Annotated in this window: 19 protein-coding genes; 5 read left to right on the plus strand and 14 right to left on the minus strand. The window is 62.9% G+C overall.

What is annotated here, in order from left to right; all coding sequences use genetic code 11:
• Positions 1–8: 8 nt before the first annotated feature.
• Positions 9–743, plus strand: a complete 735-nt coding sequence (locus FWJ47_RS08385; protein WP_147106772.1) for a polyprenol monophosphomannose synthase — start codon at positions 9–11, stop codon at positions 741–743.
• 81 nt (positions 744–824) lie between these two features.
• On the opposite strand, the gene FWJ47_RS08390 is transcribed toward FWJ47_RS08385, so the two are convergent.
• From FWJ47_RS08390 to FWJ47_RS08405, 4 genes are all read right to left on the minus strand, one after another.
• Complete coding sequence (locus tag FWJ47_RS08390; RefSeq protein WP_147106775.1) at positions 825–1,166, minus strand: RNA polymerase-binding protein RbpA; 342 nt, start codon at positions 1,164–1,166, stop codon at positions 825–827.
• Between the two features lie 84 nt (positions 1,167–1,250).
• A complete protein-coding gene (locus tag FWJ47_RS08395) occupies positions 1,251–2,522 on the minus strand; it encodes an SPFH domain-containing protein (RefSeq protein ID WP_147106778.1) in 1,272 nt (423 codons plus the stop codon).
• A 41-nt stretch (positions 2,523–2,563) separates the two neighbouring features.
• Positions 2,564–3,046 carry an NfeD family protein gene (locus FWJ47_RS08400; protein ID WP_147106781.1) on the minus strand — a complete coding sequence of 161 codons (483 nt, stop codon included), beginning with the start codon at positions 3,044–3,046 and terminating at the stop codon, positions 2,564–2,566.
• Positions 3,047–3,133: 87 nt separating this feature from the next.
• Positions 3,134–3,982: a putative RNA methyltransferase gene (locus FWJ47_RS08405; RefSeq protein WP_147106784.1), complete on the minus strand. Its 849-nt coding sequence runs from the start codon at positions 3,980–3,982 to the stop codon at positions 3,134–3,136.
• Positions 3,983–4,151: 169 nt separating this feature from the next.
• Here FWJ47_RS08405 and FWJ47_RS08410 point away from each other — a divergent pair, with 169 nt between their 5' ends.
• The 4 genes from FWJ47_RS08410 to FWJ47_RS08425 all read left to right on the plus strand — a co-directional run bounded on the left by FWJ47_RS08410 (position 4,152) and on the right by FWJ47_RS08425 (position 7,202).
• Positions 4,152–4,568 (plus strand): DUF3054 domain-containing protein, encoded by a 417-nt coding sequence (locus tag FWJ47_RS08410; protein ID WP_147106787.1) that lies wholly within the window; start codon positions 4,152–4,154, stop codon positions 4,566–4,568.
• Between the two features lie 204 nt (positions 4,569–4,772).
• Positions 4,773–5,963: an alcohol dehydrogenase catalytic domain-containing protein gene (locus tag FWJ47_RS08415; protein ID WP_147106790.1), complete on the plus strand. Its 1,191-nt coding sequence runs from the start codon at positions 4,773–4,775 to the stop codon at positions 5,961–5,963.
• 63 nt (positions 5,964–6,026) lie between these two features.
• Positions 6,027–6,926 carry an SDR family oxidoreductase gene (locus FWJ47_RS08420; RefSeq protein ID WP_147106793.1) on the plus strand — a complete coding sequence of 300 codons (900 nt, stop codon included), beginning with the start codon at positions 6,027–6,029 and terminating at the stop codon, positions 6,924–6,926.
• A 6-nt stretch (positions 6,927–6,932) separates the two neighbouring features.
• Complete coding sequence (locus FWJ47_RS08425) at positions 6,933–7,202, plus strand: DUF7218 family protein (protein ID WP_147106796.1); 270 nt, start codon at positions 6,933–6,935, stop codon at positions 7,200–7,202.
• A gap of 72 nt (positions 7,203–7,274) precedes the next feature.
• Here the strand turns inward: FWJ47_RS08425 and FWJ47_RS08430 are convergent, their stop codons facing one another.
• The 10 genes from FWJ47_RS08430 to FWJ47_RS08475 all read right to left on the minus strand — a co-directional run bounded on the left by FWJ47_RS08430 (position 7,275) and on the right by FWJ47_RS08475 (position 17,749).
• Positions 7,275–7,682: a sensory rhodopsin transducer gene (locus FWJ47_RS08430; RefSeq protein ID WP_147106798.1), complete on the minus strand. Its 408-nt coding sequence runs from the start codon at positions 7,680–7,682 to the stop codon at positions 7,275–7,277.
• Entirely contained in the window at positions 7,683–8,900 is a 1,218-nt protein-coding gene (locus tag FWJ47_RS08435) for a D-arabinono-1,4-lactone oxidase (protein ID WP_147106801.1), read from the minus strand.
• Positions 8,901–9,102: 202 nt separating this feature from the next.
• Positions 9,103–10,377 (minus strand): type 2 periplasmic-binding domain-containing protein, encoded by a 1,275-nt coding sequence (locus tag FWJ47_RS08440; protein ID WP_147106804.1) that lies wholly within the window; start codon positions 10,375–10,377, stop codon positions 9,103–9,105.
• Positions 10,378–10,417: 40 nt separating this feature from the next.
• Complete coding sequence (locus tag FWJ47_RS08445; protein WP_147106807.1) at positions 10,418–11,926, minus strand: TRAP transporter large permease; 1,509 nt, start codon at positions 11,924–11,926, stop codon at positions 10,418–10,420.
• On the minus strand, positions 11,923–12,414 hold the full coding sequence (locus FWJ47_RS08450) for a TRAP transporter small permease (protein ID WP_170228532.1): 492 nt from the start codon (positions 12,412–12,414) through the stop codon (positions 11,923–11,925). The genes FWJ47_RS08445 and FWJ47_RS08450 overlap by 4 nt, the downstream gene beginning before the upstream one ends.
• Positions 12,415–12,463: 49 nt before the next feature.
• Positions 12,464–14,011, minus strand: coding sequence for a long-chain-fatty-acid--CoA ligase (locus FWJ47_RS08455; RefSeq protein ID WP_147106814.1), 1,548 nt, complete (start codon positions 14,009–14,011; stop codon positions 12,464–12,466).
• Positions 14,011–14,475 carry a MaoC family dehydratase gene (locus FWJ47_RS08460; protein ID WP_147106817.1) on the minus strand — a complete coding sequence of 155 codons (465 nt, stop codon included), beginning with the start codon at positions 14,473–14,475 and terminating at the stop codon, positions 14,011–14,013. The genes FWJ47_RS08455 and FWJ47_RS08460 overlap by 1 nt, the downstream gene beginning before the upstream one ends.
• An 18-nt stretch (positions 14,476–14,493) precedes the next feature.
• Positions 14,494–15,252: an SDR family oxidoreductase gene (locus tag FWJ47_RS08465; RefSeq protein WP_147106820.1), complete on the minus strand. Its 759-nt coding sequence runs from the start codon at positions 15,250–15,252 to the stop codon at positions 14,494–14,496.
• A 48-nt stretch (positions 15,253–15,300) separates the two neighbouring features.
• Positions 15,301–16,515: an acetyl-CoA C-acetyltransferase gene (locus FWJ47_RS08470; protein WP_147106823.1), complete on the minus strand. Its 1,215-nt coding sequence runs from the start codon at positions 16,513–16,515 to the stop codon at positions 15,301–15,303.
• Between the two features lie 25 nt (positions 16,516–16,540).
• On the minus strand, positions 16,541–17,749 hold the full coding sequence (locus FWJ47_RS08475) for an acyl-CoA dehydrogenase family protein (RefSeq protein ID WP_147106826.1): 1,209 nt from the start codon (positions 17,747–17,749) through the stop codon (positions 16,541–16,543).
• Positions 17,750–17,995 lie beyond the last annotated feature (246 nt).

A 17,995-nucleotide genomic window follows, 5' to 3' on the forward strand; every position in this document is an offset into this window, starting at 1 on the left:
TGGTGGCCATGAAGATCCTCACCGTGATCCCGACCTACAACGAGATCGACGCGCTGCCCACCACCATTGACCGGCTGCGCGCCGCCCTGCCCGAATCCGATGTGCTGATCGTGGACGACTCCAGCCCGGACGGCACCGGGGAGCTCGCTGAGGAGATGGCGGCCGCCGACGAGCAGATCCACGTCATCCACCGCATCAAGAAGGACGGCCTCGGCGGTGCCTATATCGCCGGGTTCACCTGGGGCCTGCGCCGCGACTACGAGGCGTTCGTGGAGCTCGACGCCGACGGCTCGCACCAGCCGGAGCAGCTGCCCGACCTCATCGACAAGCTCGACGAGGCGGATCTGGTCATCGGCTCCCGGTGGGTTCCGGGCGGTGCTGTGGTGAACTGGCCGGTGCAGCGCGAGGTCATCTCCCGGGCCGGCAGCTTCTACTCCCGCACTATGCTCGGCCTGAATGTCAGGGACATCACCGCCGGATTCCGGGTCTTCCGCCGCTCCACCCTGGAGGACATCGACCTGAAGTCGATCAAGTCAGCCGGCTACGGCTTCCAGGTTGATATGACGTTCCGAGTGGCACGCCAGGGCAAGACCATCAAGGAGGTGCCGATCACCTTCGTGGAGCGCACGATGGGCGAGTCCAAGATGAGCAGCGGCATTGTTCTCGAAGCCGTCGCCAACGTCACCAAATGGGGGTTGGGCGCCCGAGCATCCGCACTCAGCAAGAAGCTCACCGGCCGCTGAGCCTCAAACTGTCCGCACATGGCGAAGGCCCGCTCCCACAGGCAGGGGAGCGGGCCTTCGCCATGTGCGGTGAGGAGCGGCTCAGACCTTTTCGCCGCGGCGCTCGCGCAGAATCTTCAGGCGGTCCTGGAGAATCTCCTCAAGCTCCTCGGTGGAACGGCGCTCGAGGAGCATGTCCCAATGCGTTCGGGCGGGCTTCTCCGGCTCTGCGTCGGGCCTGTCGCCCTGGGCCAGCACGCCGACCTTCCCGCTGGTCGCGGTCCAAGTAGCGGGAATCTCGGCATCGGAGGCGAAGGTCACGGTGATCTTCTCGCCGTCCTCACAGACGTACTCCACGTCCTGGCGGGGTGCGGGCTCCACGCCCGTCTCGGTCTCCATGGACTGGGCGCCGAGGCGCATGCCGCGCAGACTGCGATCACTCATCGGGTTACGGTCTCCTCCGTCAACGACTCTTCGGGCTATGAACTCCCCACTGCAACCAGCAGGGCCCCGCAGATTATTCCACCCTCAGCGCTCCGGGTCCTGCTGGTCCGGCTCCTGGCTGGACCGAGGGGGCTGCTGCTCTGGAGTGCGGCCGGCGCCGGGGCTCTCCTCGGCGACGCGCGCGATGACGTCCTCCGCCGACTCTTCGCCGATTGCGGGTGTGCCTGACTGCTTGCCGGGCTTGGCCTGCTTGGCAGCGTTCTCCAGGTCAGCGGCTGACTCGTACTGGGAGGCGTCATCGGTGACGGAGGTGGCCCGGGCGGACTCGGCCAAGTCGGCGATGGAATTGGAGATGCCGGGCTTGCCCGGCCGGCTGGCCGCCTCGACCTGCTCCTGCTCGCGACGGGCCCGCAGCCGCTCAGCACGAGCCTCGCGGATCTTCTCCTTCTCCTCGAAGGAGACGCCGTCCTCGCTGCTGCCGCTGTCCCCGCCGCCGAACGCGCCGGAGAGGCTCTTGAGGGCCTCGCCGAACTCACCGGGGATGAAGAACATGGTGTTGGACTCGGACTTGGCCATCTCCGGCAGCGACTGCAGGTACTGGTAGGAGAGCAGCTCAGGGGAGGGCTCGGAGGCGTGCACGGCGTTGAAGACCGTCTCGATGGCCTGAGCCTCCGCGTTGGCGGCCAGGATGCGGGACTGAGCCTCGCCCTCGGCCTGGAGGATGGATGCCTGGCGCTCACCTTCGGCGTTGAGGACTGCGGACTGCTTGTTGCCCTCCGCGGTCAGGATGGCGGCGCGGCGGCTGCGCTCGGCGCGCATCTGCTGCTCCATGGAGTCCTGAATGCTGTGCGGCGGGTCGATGGCCTTCAGCTCCACGCGTGCCACGCGGATGCCCCAGCGGCCGGTGACCTTGTCCAGCTCGCCGCGCAGCATGGAGTTGATGTCGTCACGGGAGGTCAGGGCCTTCTCCAGGTTCATGCCGCCGACGACGTTTCGCAGCGTGGTGGTGGTCAGCTGCTCGACGCCGACGATGTAGTTCTGGATCTCGTAGGTGGCCGCCTTGGGGTCGGTGATCTGGAAGTAGACGACCGTGTCAATGTCCACCACCAGGTTGTCCTCGGTGATCACCGACTGGGGCGGGAAGGAGACGACCTGCTCACGCATGTCCAGAAGGGGGCGGAGGCGGTCGAAGAAGGGGACCAGCAGGGCGAGGCCGGGCTGGAGAGTGCGGTGGTACTTGCCGAGACGCTCGACGATGCCGGCGCGCGCCTGCGGGATGATCTTGACCGAGTTGATCAGGACGACCACCACAAAGAGCAGGAAGACGACGCCGATCAGCAGGAGGATGAAATCCATGGTTACCGATCCTTAGGGGTTGGTGGGGTGTGGCGCAGGGTTCAGGCCTGCTTGGGTGCGGAGCCCCAGTCGATGGCCGGGGCAGGGGAGAGGTAGACGGTGGCGCCGTCCACAGAGTCCACCACGGCGGCCGCCCCGGGCTCGAGGGTGAAGCTGCCGGCGGCCCGGGCGGTCCAGGTTTCGCCTTCGACCTCGGCAAGGCCGGAGGTCTGGGTGACGGTCTCGACGGCGGAGGCTTCCAGGCCTGCCAGGCGGTCCACGCCGGTGAGAGCGTCACGGGACCTGGACTTGATGTGCTTCAGGGCGACGGGCCGCACAGCACCGATCATCAGCAGAGCAACGACTCCGCCGACCAGCAGCTGGGCCCAGACGGCGCCGCCGGCGAGGGCGACAGCACCGGCAGCCACTGCGCCTGCGGCGAGCATGATGAAGATGAGGTCGAGGCTGAAGACTTCAAGCATCAGAAGGATGAAGCACAGAGCGATCCAGGCGGCCCACAGGTTTTCGCCGAACCATTCGATCATCTGCAGTTCACCTTCATCCGTCTTCACTGACCCTTGCTCCCTTCACCCTAACGGTGCTGGGCGCGGGATGAAACAGTCAGCAGCCGGTCAGCCCGGGACCTTCTGCCAGATGAGCACCTCCGCGGCAACCGTCACCGTGCGAATACCGGATGCGCCGACCGCGTCCAGAACCTCTTCCTGCGAGCGGTGGTGACCGGCAGGACCCATCCGAATGAGGTCGGCGGCGGTCTCTGGGCTCACCGGCACCTCGGCGCGAACCTCCTGAGCCTGAGTCGGCCTGCCCAGGTGGGGGGCCATCTGATCCTGCAGGTGCCGGCGCTTGTCCGGCTGCTGAGCGATCAGGCCGTGCTGCTGGAGCTGCACCAGGTGCTCGGCCAGGGGGATGACGACGACGGCCTGCCCGCCGGGCGTGAGGATGCGCGCGTACTCGGCTGGGTTTCGGGGTGCGAAGACGTTGAGAACGCTGCTCACCGATTCGCTGCCCACAGGCAGCGGCTGCCAGAGGTCCCACACCAGGGCCAGGGTGCGCGGGTGCTTGGCCGCGCGCCTGAGCCCAGCGGGGGAGATGTCCAGGGCGATGCCGCGGCCTCCGGGGGACTCGTTGAGCAGACGGTGCAGATAGTGCCCGGTTCCTGCGCCGCAGTCGGCGATCACCTGGTCCTCGCCGGTGAGGGTCTCAGCAAGGGCGGACGAGAGCGCATCGAAGACGCCGGCCTGCTGGATTCGTTCCCGCGCCATGATCATCTCAGCGGTATCAGGGGTGAGCTTAAGCCTCTGGCCGGCCGTGAGGTTGACATAACCCTGCTTGGCGGCGTCGAAGCGATGACCGGCGGGGCAGCGCAGCCCGCGAAGGCGACCCTCCGCGCTAATGGCGGCCAGTCCCTGCCCGCAGTGCGGGCAGACCACGGGCCATCGGCTCGACGAGGTTTCAGTCATCGCACCAGGCTAAGCGCAGCGCGGTCACACAAGCCCGCGGGATCGCACCTTCCTGTGACTGCGTGCGTCAGCTCGGGCGCCTCTCCCGACAGGCTCGCACTTGTCCGATAATCTACATTATGTCAACTTGTAGTTCTGCAGGTGAGCCCCTCAGCACTAAGCTGGAACCATGACGACTGACCGCGTCGCTTCCCGCGCATCACAGAGCACTCCCACGGCCCGCGCGCAGCGCAGCACGTCCTCTGCCGCAGCAGTCTTCGCCCTGGATGCCGTGCTGGTGGCCATCTTCGCCGCCGTCGGGAACCGCTCGCACCAGACCGGTCTTTCTCCTGCCGACATCGCCTCCACCGCGTGGCCCTTCCTCCTGGGCCTGTGCCTAGCATGGCTGCTGGCCTTCACCTGGCGACGACCGCTGTCTCTCCCCCGCGGAGCGCTGACGGCGCTCGGCACGGTGCTGGCCGGGATGCTCCTGCGGCATTACTTCACTGATGGGGGCGTGCAGATCAGCTTCATCGTGGTCGCCGCACTGAGCCTCAGCGCACTCCTGCTCGGCAGCAGGCTGGCCCTGCAATTGCTCCGCCGCTGAAAAGCACCCGGCCTCCTGAGCGAACCTGACATAATACTATCCATGATGCGAGCGTATCGCAATTGACCCGCCGCTGACCTGGGACGATGCGTATGCAAACTCTGACCTGACCTCAGGCCAATGTCCAGTGCATGCCAAGGTTGACCTCCCTAGTGTGGGCACTGTTCACCAGTTGCACCCGACTCCCTCTAGGAGGACCGAAGCGTGAAGGCAGTGACATGGCAGGGCACCCATAAGGTGTCTGTGGAGACCGTCCCGGACCCCACTATCCAGAAGCCCAACGACGCCGTCATCGAGGTGACCTCCACGGCAGTCTGCGGATCCGACCTGCATCTCTACGAGGTGCTCGGCCCCTTCATGACTCCCGGCGACATCGTCGGCCACGAGCCGATGGGCCGCGTCGTCGAGACGGGCTCCGGCACCGACCTGAAGGTGGGCGATCGTGTCGTCATCCCGTTCCAGATCGCCTGCGGCAGCTGCTACTTCTGCAATAAGGGTCTGCAGACGCAGTGCGAGACCACGCAGAACACTGACATGGGCACCGGAGCTCCTCTGTTCGGCTACTCCCAGCTCTACGGCCAGATCCCCGGCGGTCAGGCGCAGTACCTGCGGGTTCCCTACGCTGACTACGGGCCCATCAAGGTCGGCGACGAGCTGCCCGACCACCGGTACCTGTTCCTCTCCGACGTGCTTCCCACCGCCTGGCAGGCCGTGGCCTACGCCAACGTCTCCGAGGGCGACTCCGTAGCAGTCATTGGCCTGGGCCCGATCGGCCAGTTCAGCGCCCGCATCGCTAAGCATCTCGGCATGCATGTGTACGCCATCGAGCCTGAGGCTGAGCGTCGCGAGATGGCGGCACGCCACGGCATCGAAGTCTTCCCCAACAATGAGGACGCCGTAGCCGCCATCAAGGACAAGACCAAGGGACGCGGCCCCGATGCGGTGATCGACGCCGTCGGCATGGAAGCTCACGGCGACCTGCAGTCCTCCATGGCAAAGTTCGCACAGCTGGGCGCCCAGTTCCTGCCCAAGAAGCTCTCCCAGCCAGTGATGGACAACTTCGGCATGGACCGGCTGGCGGCCGTCTACACCGCTATCGACCTGGTGCGCCGCGGCGGGACGATCAGCCTCTCCGGCGTCTACGGGGGTCAGGCCTCTCCCCTGCCGATGCTCACGCTCTTCGACAAGCAGGTGAATATCGCGATGGGGCAGGCCAACGTGAAGAACTGGATCGACAAGCTCCTGCCTCTGGTGGAGGACGCCTCCGACCCGCTGGGCGTGGACGACTTTGTCACCCATCACCTTCCCCTGGACCAGGCGCCTGCCGCCTACGAGAAGTTCCAGAAGAAGGAGGATGGCTGCATCAAGGTGGTCCTGGACCCCCAGGCCAGCTGAGCACCGGCCCCTCCCCCTGTCCTGCATGTTCCGTACTCATACAGCGATCCGAAGGAGGACGCCATGACGGAGAAGAATCAGACAGACCCCACCACCAAGCACCATCACGATCAGTTCCCGGAGCATGGTGACATCGGCCAGCCCGGCCTTGACCGGGAGACCTCCCCCACCCCTGACCACGGCGAAGAGTCATATGTGGGCAATGGGCGCCTCAAGGGCAAGAGGACTCTCATCACCGGAGGCGACTCCGGGATCGGCCGGGCCACCGCAATTGCCTTCGCCCGGGAGGGCGCCGACGTCGCCATCGTCCACCTGCCTGAGGAGAAGGAGGACGCCGAGACCACGCTGCACCATGTCCACGAGGCCGGGCAGCGCGGACATGCCTACGCCACCGACCTCACCAAGGAGAGCGCGGCGGAGGGCATCATCGGCAATGTCCTCAAGGACCTCGGCGGGCTGGACGTGCTGATCCTCAATGCCGCCTACCAGCGCAAGCGCAGCGGCATCGACCAGACACCCATCGACGAGGTGAAGAAGGTGTTCGACACCAACCTCACCGCCCACGTGGCACTGACGAAGGAAGCTGTGCCCCATATCCCTGAGGGCGGGTCAATCATCACCACCACGTCCATCCAGGCGGCCGGTCCCGCTCCTCCGCTGTTCGACTACGCAATGACGAAGGCCGCTCAGGTCGCCTTCACCGAAACACTGGCTCAGGAGCTCACACCGAAGGGCATCCGGGTCAACGGCGTGGCGCCCGGGCCCATCTGGACGCCCCTGATTCCTGCCACGAACTTCCCTGAGGAGAAGGTCCAGAGCTTCGGTGAGGAGACCCCTATGGACCGGGCCGGGCAGCCTGCGGAGCTGGCGGGCGCCTATGTGTACCTCGCCTCCGAGGAGGCGAGCTACACCTCTGGCGCCGTCATCCCTGTCACCGGCGGCAAACCCTTCACAGGAGGATGATCAGGCATGGCTGAGGAAGACCGTCAGACTGTCAAGGACGACGACCTCTACGAGAAGCTCCGAGAGGATCAGGGCTACTCCAAGGAGAAGGCTGCGCGAATTGCCAACTCCGCGGCCAAGGAGGGGCGCAGCGCCCAGGGCAAGAAGGGCGGCAACCAGCCCCAGTACGAGGACTGGACCGTCGAGGAGCTCAAGGACCGCGCCAAGGAGCTGGACATCACCGGCTACTCCGACATGAACAAGGACGACCTCATCGACGCCCTGCGCAGCCATTGAGAGCCCAACAGCACCCGACGACGCTGCCGGAGCGCCTTGCCCGGCAGCGTCGTCGTCGCCGGATGCCTGGGCTCAGGGCGCCGGGTTGATGTGGGAAACGGCGAGCTGGCCGTTGCGGCTGTCGAGGTAGTGCAGCTGAGCCACCACAGGGGTGTCCGACTCCACGACGAGTCCATAGGGCTTGTCCAGCCAGGGAGCCTGCGGCTCAATGAGGTCGTTGATCCGCTGGTGCTTCGCGCGGCGCGGCTCAATCCTGATCTCGTAGGGCCCCACGGGGTCAGTGTCTTCGTAGTACAGAACAAGGTTCACGCACGCCGGACGATCTGCGGTGTTGAGCAGGCACAGGGTATTGCGTGAGGTGAAGTCCGGCTCCTGCCCGCTGCTCTGACTGGGGGCAAAGCCGGCTGAGAAGACCCACTCGGTGCGCCCGAGGCCCGCGGCTTCGCCCTTCCTCCGGTTCTTCTGCGGGAACAGTCCCATTCAGCTCTCCTCTCCGAATAGTTCGCGCAAGTAGTCGTTCATGAAAACTCCGTCAGGGTCCAGCTCCCGGCGGGTCTGCTGAAAGGTCCCCCACTCAGGGTAGAGCTCCGCGAGCTGCCCGGACTTCAGCGTGTGCTTCTTGCCCCAGTGCGGGCGTCCCCCGAAGTCCCAGAAGATCGGCTGGACATCGTCGAAGTACCTCTTGAACGGCAGCGTGTTGTTCTGCAGCAGTGCGATGGTCATGGTGGACCGGTCCTGCGCGTTGGAGAGCATGGCACTGTCTGGAGCGATGGTTCTCACCAGTACTCGCCACCCCACCTCGGCACGGTGCTCGGCACGCACTCGCTGTCGCACTTCCCGAAAGGCGGAAAGATCGGTGTCCAGGGGGAGCATGTACTCCATCTCTTCGAAATGCAGCGCCCTGTCGTTGGGAATCACCTCATAGTTGGGGCCGGTGAGGTCCTTCTTCAGGTAGCTGTACGGCTCACCCTCCGGGGTGAGGTCCGGCTCGTCACCAGGCTTGTTCAGCATGCGCACCTGGGCCAGGTCGCTCCGGGGGTACCAGTAGAAGTCCACGGAGCGGTTCGTCTCAATCAGCTCTCGGAAATTCTCCATGACCCAGTCGATGTGAGTGATCCAATTCTGACGGTGCAGCTGATGAGCTTCCTCCACCCGCAGCGTGAGCGATGTAAGGATTCCGAGCGAGCCTAGAGAGACCTGGACAGCCCGCAGCAGGTCGTCATCCTCGTTCTCCCCCGCCTCTGTTCCGAAGGGAACTTCTTCGCCGAGACCGTTCACGAGCCGACCGCCGATCATGGTGGAGGACAGGTTTCCCAGGGTGATGCCCGAGCCGTGGGTTCCTGTGCTGATGGCCCCTGCTATGGCCTGATAGTCGACGTCGCCCAGGTTCTCCATAGCGAGGCTGTGATCAGCCAGCTGTCGGCCGAGCTCTCGCAGACCAGTGCCCGGAAGGACCCGGGCAGTCCCCCGCTCCGGGTCGGAGGAGACCACACCCGACAGGTTCTCCAGAGATAGGAGAGTGTCCTCAGTGCTGAAGATGGGTGTCGAGGAGTGCCCCGACCCCACCGGGCGGACTGTCTGTCCGTGGCGTCGCGCCTTCTTGATGAGCTTGAAGATCTCCCGCACCGAAGTGGGTGAGGCCCACTGGGAGGGTTTGAACGTGATGCTGCCGGACCAGTTCGTGAAGTTCTTCGTCATAGGGACCCCCGGGAGTGGACTGCATTTCCTGTGTCCAAACAACCGGGGTCAGCTGGACGCCACCTTAATATGACAGACCTCCGATCCAGAACGACGACGGCGGCAGCTTGCACCTTCTTCATAAAGGGGTTGCCGCCGTCGTGAGCGATCTGCTCTTCCGTCGATGGGACATGGTCTCACCACGGTGCGAGTGAGTCCGGCATTATTCCGGCCGGTTCTCCTGTGCTGTTTCCTCGTAGTAGACCTCGACGATGCTCGAGTAGTCCACATCGGAGCCATCGTGCCACTCATCCATGTTCTCGAGCGTCCCCCCATCCTCGTAGCCGAGATCCTCAACCTGGTTGACCCACTCGTCATAGGCGTCGTTCAGCTCATCGTAGACATCCGCGTCCAGGTCTCCTTCATCTCCAGTGCTTTCAGCGTGGCTGGTATTGAACTCGCTGATGGCAGTCTGAACCTCGGAGGAGAGTTCTTCGAAGGAGCCTCCCCGCTCCCGGATATCTGCGGCAACATGGGCTCCGATATCGACGGTGCCGAGAATCGCACCGTGATAGTAGTCGCCGGCAGCGTCATGGATGATCTGCTGATACGGGAGGGGAAGACTCTCGATGGCTGGGCTGGCAACCAGCGCACTGACCACACGTGGAAGACCCGTCTCAGTGAGGTATCCGATATGGGGCGCAACCTCCGACAGGCCGAATCCAGCGACATCGGCCAGCTGGGAGATGGCGCAGTCCACCGTCCCGCGCTGAAGCCCTTCATAAACTTCAGTTCGGTCCAGGGAAACAGGGCTTGCCCCCAGAGAGCCGACAAGCTCAGCCTGGGAGGCTGCACCGACGCGCACCTGCAGTCCCTGCCAGTCGGATGCCTCAACAGGCACATCCCCCCGGCATATCACGTAGTAGCCCCCTCCCAGGAAGGTGGGAGCGAGCGGAATCAGCCCCTTGTCCTCGAAATCAGCCATCACCTCGGGGGTTTGGATGCCGACGTCGACGGAGGCTGCATTGGCGGCCAGCTCTCCCATCCATGGTGAGGAAGGAAAGTTAACCATGTTGTTGAAGGCGTCCACGGCAGGAAATTCATCCGGGTGATAGGACGGCAGGGTGTGAGACAGGTCCACCCGACCGTCCGCCAGGGCATCATGCACTTCGTCATAGCCCGCGACCGAATGCCCCCAGGCAAGATCCACGGTGATCTGGCCGTTTGAACGCTCTTCGATGGCTTCCTTCACCAGAAGGCCGCCGGGGGCCGTGGGCGCCTCTGGAGACGGAGCGCTTGGCTGGTACGTGATGGTGACCGGCTCCAGATCCTCGATCAGAGCCTGAACCTCTTCGTCAGGGGCACCGTATTCGAAGCCTTCACCTTGGTCCTCATTTGCCCCGATGTTGCCCCCACAGGCTGTCAGGAGGAAGCCCGCACCAAGGGCCAGCACGCCGGATTTCCTTCCGATTTTCGGGTTATAGTTCTCATTTTTCATGGTTTTATCTCATTCTTTGTCGGGTTGTTTCTAAAGCGATTTAAGTCAAGAGTTCCGGTAGCCATTCAGCCATTCCGGGGAAAAGAACCATCAGGACCAGGAATACGATCGCGACGGGCAAGAACCAGACGAGGGACATGAAGACGTCACCGAGGCTTATCCGTTGTCCCTGATTGACCTCGGGCGATTTGGTTATGTTGTAGATGATGTACGACAGGATGCCCGCCGGAGGCGTGATCATCCCCAGCTCCCCCAGCAGAATGACGAAGACACCAAACCAGAGAGGGCTCACCTCCATGGCTTCGAGAGTCGGGAGCAGGATCGGAACAGTGAGCAAGAGCATCGCCAAGGTGTCAAAGAACATCCCCAAAACGATGTAGAAGGGGATCAGGGCCAGCAGAAAGGTCACCCGACTGAGACCGAGATCCGTCACGAATTGGGTGAGCATGGTGGCTAGGCCGGTCACTGCCAGCACTCGCGTCAGCATCTCTGCCCCGACCAGCACGAAGAAGATGGCTGCGGTAGCACTGATCGTTGAGATTGCTGCTTTGCTCACTTGCTGCAGCGGCGAATCCCGCCGGCGGAGCCAGAGGGTCAGCAGCAGGGCGATCAGCGCTCCCCCGGCGCCCGCTTCAGTCGGTGTGAAGAATCCGGAGAACATCCCTCCGAAGAGGACAAGGAGAACCACGGGGATGCCCCATACATCGCGCAGCGCATGTAAGCGCGATTCCAAGGTGGTCGGAGCTTCGTCTCTTGAGCCCTGCCTCGCCTCGCGGCGACCGACGCGGTGCGGCACGACGAAGCCCAGAATCACCAGGAAGGTGGCGAACATCAGCGCGATGAGAATGCCCGGCACCGCCCCGGCAGCCAGCTGCGGACCGACCGGAACGCTGGCGATGCTGGCGTAGATGACGAGGAGGATGCTCGGTGGAATGAGGGAACCTGGGAGTCCAGCGACGATCACGGTGCCGATGGCTATGCGTTTGTCATAGCCGAGCTTGAGCATCTCTGGAATACCGACTTTGCCCAGGGCATAGGTCATGCCGATCGTGGAACCTGATACGGAGGCGAGTCCGGCACCTGCAGCGGTGGTTCCCACACCCATGCCTCCGGGCAGCCAGCTGAACCATTGGTTGGCTGCCCGGTACATCTTCTCCACCAGGCCTGACTGTGTCAGCAGCATGGCCATGAAGATGAACATCGGCAGCACGCTCATTGACCAGCTGGATACTGAATTGTAGGGCGCTGTGGAGAGGACGTTCGATGCTGCCTGCGTACCGGAGATGGCATAGATGCCCACGACGCTTGGCAGCGCCAGAGCTATGGCGACCGGCAGCCCCAGGAACATCAGCACCAGCATCAGGCCGATGGTCCACAGCCCGGCAACCGCGACCGTGCCGCTTGTGAAGAGTCCGATGAGGCACATCGCGATCATGCCCAGTCCCGAAGCGATGCTGATCCAGTTGGCCTTATCCTTGGTCGGCCGTTCTCCTACGGGGCCGAACTGTGCCCCCATCGCGAGGTTCATATATGCCGCTGAGTTGGTCATGATGTCCTGCCTGAAGATGAGTTCGGTTCTCCCTGAGGTTCTCTGCTCTCCTTGGTGAGCATCCGCCGGAATATGTCCACGAGGTCACTGAATAGCAGGATGCTCAGCAATAGGAACATTGCCGGTACCAAGAAGTAGGCCGGCCATACGGTGATGTTTATGACGCCGCCGCTGGCTCCGATAGAGGCTTGGTGCAGCGCGGTCTGCAGACCGAACCACGCGACTGCCAAAGAGAAGACGAGCGCAAGTGAGAGGGTGACCAGCGCAAACACCCTGGCCGTTCCTTCACTCATGCGTTCGGTCAGGAGGTTCACCACGATCTGCTCGCTGTTCAGCTGTGCAGCGGGTATCCCGGCCAGTGCCAGGAACGGGAGATACCAGTACTCCACCAGTTCATGAGTGCCGAGGATCGGCGAGCCGAACCCGAACCGGAGCAGGGCGTTGAGCACGATGTGAGTCATCATCGCTACCAGAGCGATGGCCGCCATCACAGAGAGTGTCGAAACCGCGGCTCCCCGGAGTCTTTGCAGCATGGCCTCATCCCTGCCGGACCGTGCCTGCCGCGAGATCCTTGGTGATCTCTCTTTTACGGACCTTTCCTGTAGCGCTCTTCGGCAGACTCCTCCTGATATGCACTTCCCTGGGGTACTTGTAGGCAGCCAGGGACTCCTTCGCGTGAGCGGTGATCTCTTCTGGGGTGACCGCAGCTCCTTCGCGGACGCTCACCACGGCTACGATCTCCTGTCCGTGCTGCCGATCCGGTTTCCCCACCACTGCTACTTCGATGATCTCTGGGTGGGTGGCGATCACCTCTTCGACTTCGCGGGGGTAGACGTTGTAGCCGTTGCGGATGATCAGCTCCTTCTTCCGGTCCACCACAAAGAGGAAGCCGTCTTCGTCCATGTAGCCCATGTCACCGGTATAGAGCCACCCCTCCCGGAGCGCCTCCTCAGTGGCTTGTGGATTTTTGTAGTAGCCCTTCATGATGGTCGGGCCCCGGAAGGTCAGCTCACCGACATGGTCCTGGCCCCGGGGGAGCGCTTCTCCGTCTGGTCCCACAACCCGGCATTCCGTACCCCACAGTGGTTTGCCGATAGAGAGAATCTTGCGCTCTTCACGGGAAATATTGACCGAGACCGAACTCGTGGATTCGGACAGGCCGTACCCCTCTATCACTGTGGCCTCGGGGAATGCTGCTTCAAAGCGGCGGAGTGCTTCCCCGGGCAGTGCCGAGCCTCCGGAGGTCACCCGTTCCACACTGGAAAGATCACGCCCTGAGGTGCCCGCGTCGATCATCGCGATCAGCATGGACGGGACTGCTGAGAAACGAACTACCCGGTGCTCCTCAATGAGGTCCAAAGCAGCCAGAGGGTCGAACCGCGGAAGCAGAATCATGGTGGCCCCGTTGTTCACTGAGACATTCAGAACACTGGTCAAGCCATAGACGTGGAAGAAGGGAAGCATGGCCAAAGTCTTGTCGTTCGGGCCTAGTCCCATCCGTTCAGCGGCTACCGTCGAGTTCATATAGATCCCGAAATGGCTCAGCTCGGCGCCCTTTGGCGTCCCTGTAGTGCCGCTGGTGAAGACGATGATGGATGTATCGTCGGCCTGGGTGCTGGCCATATCGGCGGCCGGCTGAGGCGCCAGCAGCTCGGTGAAGTCGCGTGTTCCTTCAGGCCGTTCGGTGGAGCCGGTCTGCACTACGTAGACGGGGATCTCCCCTACCTGCTGAGCTGCTTTGAGCGCCTCGCCTGCTACTGCATCCGCAGTGATCATTACCTCGCAGTCAGCATTCTCGAGCATGAACTTCACTTCGCGCACCGAGCACAGCGGATTGAGCGGCACCATGATGTAACCGGCACGGACCAGCCCGAAGTATGCGAAGAGGAACTGAGGAAGATTCGGCAGCTGCACACCGATCTTCGTCCCGGGCGGCAGGCCTAGGCCCTGCAGGTTCGCCGCCACAAGATCGGCCGCCTGATCCACTTCTTGATAGGACCAGCTGCGCGTGCCGAAGACTAAACATGTCTTTTCCGGCTGTTCCTTGGCCGTCTCATGCAGCATGAGAGAGATATTGAAGGTCATCACTCCTCCTTTCGGCCATGGAGCAGCGTGATGACATCGGCCACGCAGCCAGGCCTCTCGGAACCGTCAACTTCGATCGTGACTCTCACCGTGGCCTGGGCTCCTCGAGCGGACTGCTCGAAGCTGATCAGTTCTGCCCCTGCACGAACCCGGCTGCCCACGGGAACCAGACCCGGGAACCTGACTTTGTTGGACCCGTAATTGACGCCCATGGCAAGGCCCTCGATCTGGTAGATCTCCCGCATGAGTGCCGGTATCAGCGAAAGCGTGAGGTACCCGTGTGCGATCGGTCCCCCGAAGGGTCCGGAGTGGGCCCGGTCGGTATCAGTGTGGATCCATTGGTGGTCGTCGGTGGCCTCCGCGAAGAGATCAACCTGATTCTGTGTGATAGTGCGCCATTCGCTGTAACCGAGGTGGGTGTCCAACGCACCGGCGAATTCTTCAAGTCCTGAGAATGTTTTCATGATGTGTCCTAAAGAGATCTAGGCCCGGGGGCCGCCGGCGACGTACAGAACCTGACCGGAGACGAACCCGGCCTCTTCTCTGATGAAGAACGCGGCCGCAGCAGCGATGTCTTCTGGCTTGCCGGTCCGGGCTACCGGGATCTGCTCAGCCGCTTTTTCGACGAACTGCTCGTAGGGAACCTTCATGCGCTCAGCAGTCGCTTTAGTCATGTCAGTTTCGATCAGACCAGGGGCTATGGCATTGACTGTTGTGCCGTATTTGCCCAGCTCGATAGCCAGGGTCTTAGTCAGCCCCTGGATTCCGGCTTTCGCAGCCGAGTAGTTGGCCTGGCCGCGATTCCCGAGAGCCGAGGTTGAGGAGATGTTGACGATCCTGCCCCATCCTGCATCCCGCATGTGCCCTTGCACGGCACGGGACATCAGGAAATGACCGCGGAGGTGCACATCCATGACGGTGTCCCAGTCGTCCGTGCTCATCTTGAACAGCAGGCTGTCACGGAGGACCCCGGCATTATTGATCAGGACCGCCGGTGCGCCCAGCTCGGATCTCACAGCCTCGACGACTTGGGCCACGGAGCCTTCGTCGGCTACATCGGCTCCATAAGCACGAGCCGTGCCGCCGGCGTCGGTGATGGAGCCGACTGTTTCTTCACACGCCTGGGCAGTGAGATCAACAGCAGCGACGTTCAGGCCTTCCTCGGCCAGCCGTGCGGCCAGAGCTGCACCGATGCCACGCGCCGCTCCGGTGACGATTGCGGTTCGCTGTTCTGCAGTCATGTTTTCTCTTCTCCTTGATGTGGTTCGGGTCTGCTGTCTTTTGCCGGTTCAGGAGAGTCGTTCGACGACCATGGCCATGCCCTGCCCACCGCCGACACACATGGTGGCGAGGCCGATCTGCTGGTCTCGCTGCTGCAGCGAATTCAGCAGAGTCGCAGTGATCCGGGCGCCGCTCATCCCCCAGGGGTGGCCCAGGGCGATGGCTCCTCCGTTGACGTTGAGTTTTTCTTCGGAGATTCCGAGATCTTCGGCAGACGGTATGACCTGGGCCGCGAATGCCTCGTTGATCTCCACGAGGTCCACGTCGCTGACCCTCATATCAGCTCGTGCCAGCGCATCCTGGCTGGCTTCCACCGGTCCGAGCCCCATAATTTCGGGGGACAGTGCCGAAACCCCTGTCGATACGATGCGCGCCAGGGGGGTCAGACCAAGTTCCCGGGCCCGAATGTCACTCATGATGATCAGAGCAGCGGCTCCATCGTTCATGGGGCAGGCATTGCCGGCGGTGACTGTGCCACCGGGGCGGAACGCGGGATCGAGCTCAGCGATCGTCTCGAGAGTGGTATTAGGGCGGGGGCTGTCGTCCTTGCTGACGACGGTGCCATCGGGCAGGGTGAGCGGCGCAATTTCACGTTCCCAGAAACCAGAGGCGGCTGCCTCCTGAGTGCGCGTCTGAGAGCGAACCGCGTAGATATCCTGGGCTTCCCGGCTCACCCCACGCAGCTGAGCAACATTCTCTGCGGTGTGGCCCATGGCGATGTAGACGTCGGGCAGTTCGCCGGCGGCGCGCGGGTCGCTCCATGAGCCTGTTCCCCCGCTGGTCCGAGCGTCGCTGCGCTTCCAGGCTGCTTCAAAGCGCGGGTTCCGTGTGTCCTCATCCGAACGCCCCCGTGCCATCCGGCTGGTGGCCTCCACGCCGGCAGAGATGAAGACATCTCCTTCTCCTGCTCGGATGGAGTGAAAGGCCATACGCGTGGTCTGCAGGCTGGAGGCGCAGAACCGGGTGAGTGTGGTCCCGGGGGTATGATCAAGCTCCGCGAGCACGGCCACTATCCGGGCTAGATTGCGCCCGGACTCACCTTCAGGCAGACCGCAGCCCAGGAGGAGGTCCTCAATCTCGGAGGGATCCAGTTCCGGCACGCGGTCAAGAGCTGCCCTCACGACCTGGCTGGCCATGTCGTCCGCACGCATCTCGCGCAGTGAGCCTTTGCCGGCACGGCCGATAGGCGAACGAACCGCTGAAACGATAACTGCCTCTGGCATGGTGTTTCCTTTCTTCAGAACAGAATCAGACGAACGCCGAGACGCCAGTGATGGAGCGGCCGACGATCAGTGACTGCATAGAGTCAGTGCCCTCGTAGGTGTAGACGACTTCCATGTCGGTCAGGTGGCGGGCGACGTTGTTCTCGAGGAGGAGACCGTTTCCCCCGAGGATGTCTCGTGCGGTTGACACGACCCAGCGAGCCTTCTTCGCTGCGCTCATCTTCGCCATGGAGGCCATCGGGCTGGTCAGCTCGCCCTGGTTGTGCAGGTCCACGAGGCGGAAGCACATCTGCTTGATGGAGGTGACCTCGGCGAGCATATTGGCCAGATTGTTCTGCACCAGCTGGTAGCTGCCGATGGTCCTGCCGAACTGAACTCGCTCACCGGCATACCTCACCGCGTCTTCGTAGGCGGCAATGGCATGGCCCAGTGATTCGTAGGCGACTCCCCCTCGGGTGGCGGTCAGCACTTTATTGATGTCCTTGAAGGAGTTGCAGCGCTGCAGCCGGTTCGCCTCGGGAATCCTGAGATCCTCAATGGCGATCTGTGATTGCAGGATTGCCCGCTTGCCGATCTTTCCTTGGATGACCGTCGGCTTGAACCCTTGAGGAAAATCATCCTCAGGGGTGCGTTCCAGGACGAAAGCCTTGACCTGCCCGTCTTCAGCATCTCGGGCGTAGATGATCACGTGGTGAGCATGAGAGGCGTTTCCGATCCAACGCTTGGCTCCGTTGAGGACCCACTCGTCCCCCTCCCGGCGTGCGCTGGTCTCAAGGGCCACGGAGTCCGAGCCGTGATCAGGCTCTGTCAGGGCGAAGGCCCCGATCCTCTCCATCCTCGCCATAGCGGGCAGCCACCGCTGCTTCTGCTTCTCAGAGCCCATGATGTTGATCGAGCCCATCGCCAGCCCAGAGTGAACTCCGAAGAACGTATTGAACGATCCGTCGCCGCGAGCGAGCTCCACTGAGACCAGTGCTCCGGCCAGTCGGCTCATTCCCGGACACTCATTGCCTTGAATGACTGTCCCGGCGATATTGAGCTCAGCCAGCTTCGGGACCAGCTCATAGGGGAACTCGGCCCTCTCCCAGTAGTCATTGATCACGGGGATGAGCTCTTCTGCGACGAAGGTCCGGACCTTGTCGCGAATCGCTCGTTCCTCAGCAGTGAGCTGGTCATCAAGCAGGTAGATGTCGTGGTCAGGCTGTACACCGTTCTTGGCGGCGGTCTTGGTCATAGATAGCTCCTGGTAGCAATAGGCGGCTGATGAGCCAGTGGATTAACCATCGCGATCAAGTGTGTGACCCCAGTCACATCTGCTCAATGGGCGCCGCGCACAAAACCTCTTGTATATTGCCTGCGCGGAGATCCGGACTTCAGCGATCCTCTTTCGCCGGAGCGCTCCTGAGAACCGTGAGATCGTTGAGCTATGCGTGGGACTTACTCTGATGACGATTCGAGCCCCGACCCGCATCCGCTCCCC

Origin of the sequence: Nesterenkonia populi, from assembly GCF_007994735.1 — a bacterium.
Taxonomy (GTDB): Bacteria; Actinomycetota; Actinomycetes; order Actinomycetales; family Micrococcaceae; genus Nesterenkonia; species Nesterenkonia populi.

What these genes read in the sequence shown, in the direction of transcription:
- FWJ47_RS08385 (WP_147106772.1), top strand. Translation starts at nt 9, where the DNA reads ATGAAGATCCTCACCGTGATCCCGACCTACAACGAGATCGACGCGCTG.
- FWJ47_RS08390 (WP_147106775.1), bottom strand. Translation starts at nt 1,166, where the DNA reads ATGAGTGATCGCAGTCTGCGCGGCATGCGCCTCGGCGCCCAGTCCATG.
- FWJ47_RS08395 (WP_147106778.1), bottom strand. Translation starts at nt 2,522, where the DNA reads ATGGATTTCATCCTCCTGCTGATCGGCGTCGTCTTCCTGCTCTTTGTG.
- FWJ47_RS08400 (WP_147106781.1), bottom strand. Translation starts at nt 3,046, where the DNA reads ATGATCGAATGGTTCGGCGAAAACCTGTGGGCCGCCTGGATCGCTCTG.
- FWJ47_RS08405 (WP_147106784.1), bottom strand. Translation starts at nt 3,982, where the DNA reads ATGACTGAAACCTCGTCGAGCCGATGGCCCGTGGTCTGCCCGCACTGC.
- FWJ47_RS08410 (WP_147106787.1), top strand. Translation starts at nt 4,152, where the DNA reads ATGACGACTGACCGCGTCGCTTCCCGCGCATCACAGAGCACTCCCACG.
- FWJ47_RS08420 (WP_147106793.1), top strand. Translation starts at nt 6,027, where the DNA reads ATGACGGAGAAGAATCAGACAGACCCCACCACCAAGCACCATCACGAT.
- FWJ47_RS08425 (WP_147106796.1), top strand. Translation starts at nt 6,933, where the DNA reads ATGGCTGAGGAAGACCGTCAGACTGTCAAGGACGACGACCTCTACGAG.
- FWJ47_RS08430 (WP_147106798.1), bottom strand. Translation starts at nt 7,682, where the DNA reads ATGGGACTGTTCCCGCAGAAGAACCGGAGGAAGGGCGAAGCCGCGGGC.
- FWJ47_RS08435 (WP_147106801.1), bottom strand. Translation starts at nt 8,900, where the DNA reads ATGACGAAGAACTTCACGAACTGGTCCGGCAGCATCACGTTCAAACCC.
- FWJ47_RS08440 (WP_147106804.1), bottom strand. Translation starts at nt 10,377, where the DNA reads ATGAAAAATGAGAACTATAACCCGAAAATCGGAAGGAAATCCGGCGTG.
- FWJ47_RS08445 (WP_147106807.1), bottom strand. Translation starts at nt 11,926, where the DNA reads ATGACCAACTCAGCGGCATATATGAACCTCGCGATGGGGGCACAGTTC.
- FWJ47_RS08450 (WP_170228532.1), bottom strand. Translation starts at nt 12,414, where the DNA reads ATGGCGGCCATCGCTCTGGTAGCGATGATGACTCACATCGTGCTCAAC.
- FWJ47_RS08455 (WP_147106814.1), bottom strand. Translation starts at nt 14,011, where the DNA reads ATGACCTTCAATATCTCTCTCATGCTGCATGAGACGGCCAAGGAACAG.
- FWJ47_RS08460 (WP_147106817.1), bottom strand. Translation starts at nt 14,475, where the DNA reads ATGAAAACATTCTCAGGACTTGAAGAATTCGCCGGTGCGTTGGACACC.
- FWJ47_RS08465 (WP_147106820.1), bottom strand. Translation starts at nt 15,252, where the DNA reads ATGACTGCAGAACAGCGAACCGCAATCGTCACCGGAGCGGCGCGTGGC.
- FWJ47_RS08470 (WP_147106823.1), bottom strand. Translation starts at nt 16,515, where the DNA reads ATGCCAGAGGCAGTTATCGTTTCAGCGGTTCGTTCGCCTATCGGCCGT.
- FWJ47_RS08475 (WP_147106826.1), bottom strand. Translation starts at nt 17,749, where the DNA reads ATGACCAAGACCGCCGCCAAGAACGGTGTACAGCCTGACCACGACATC.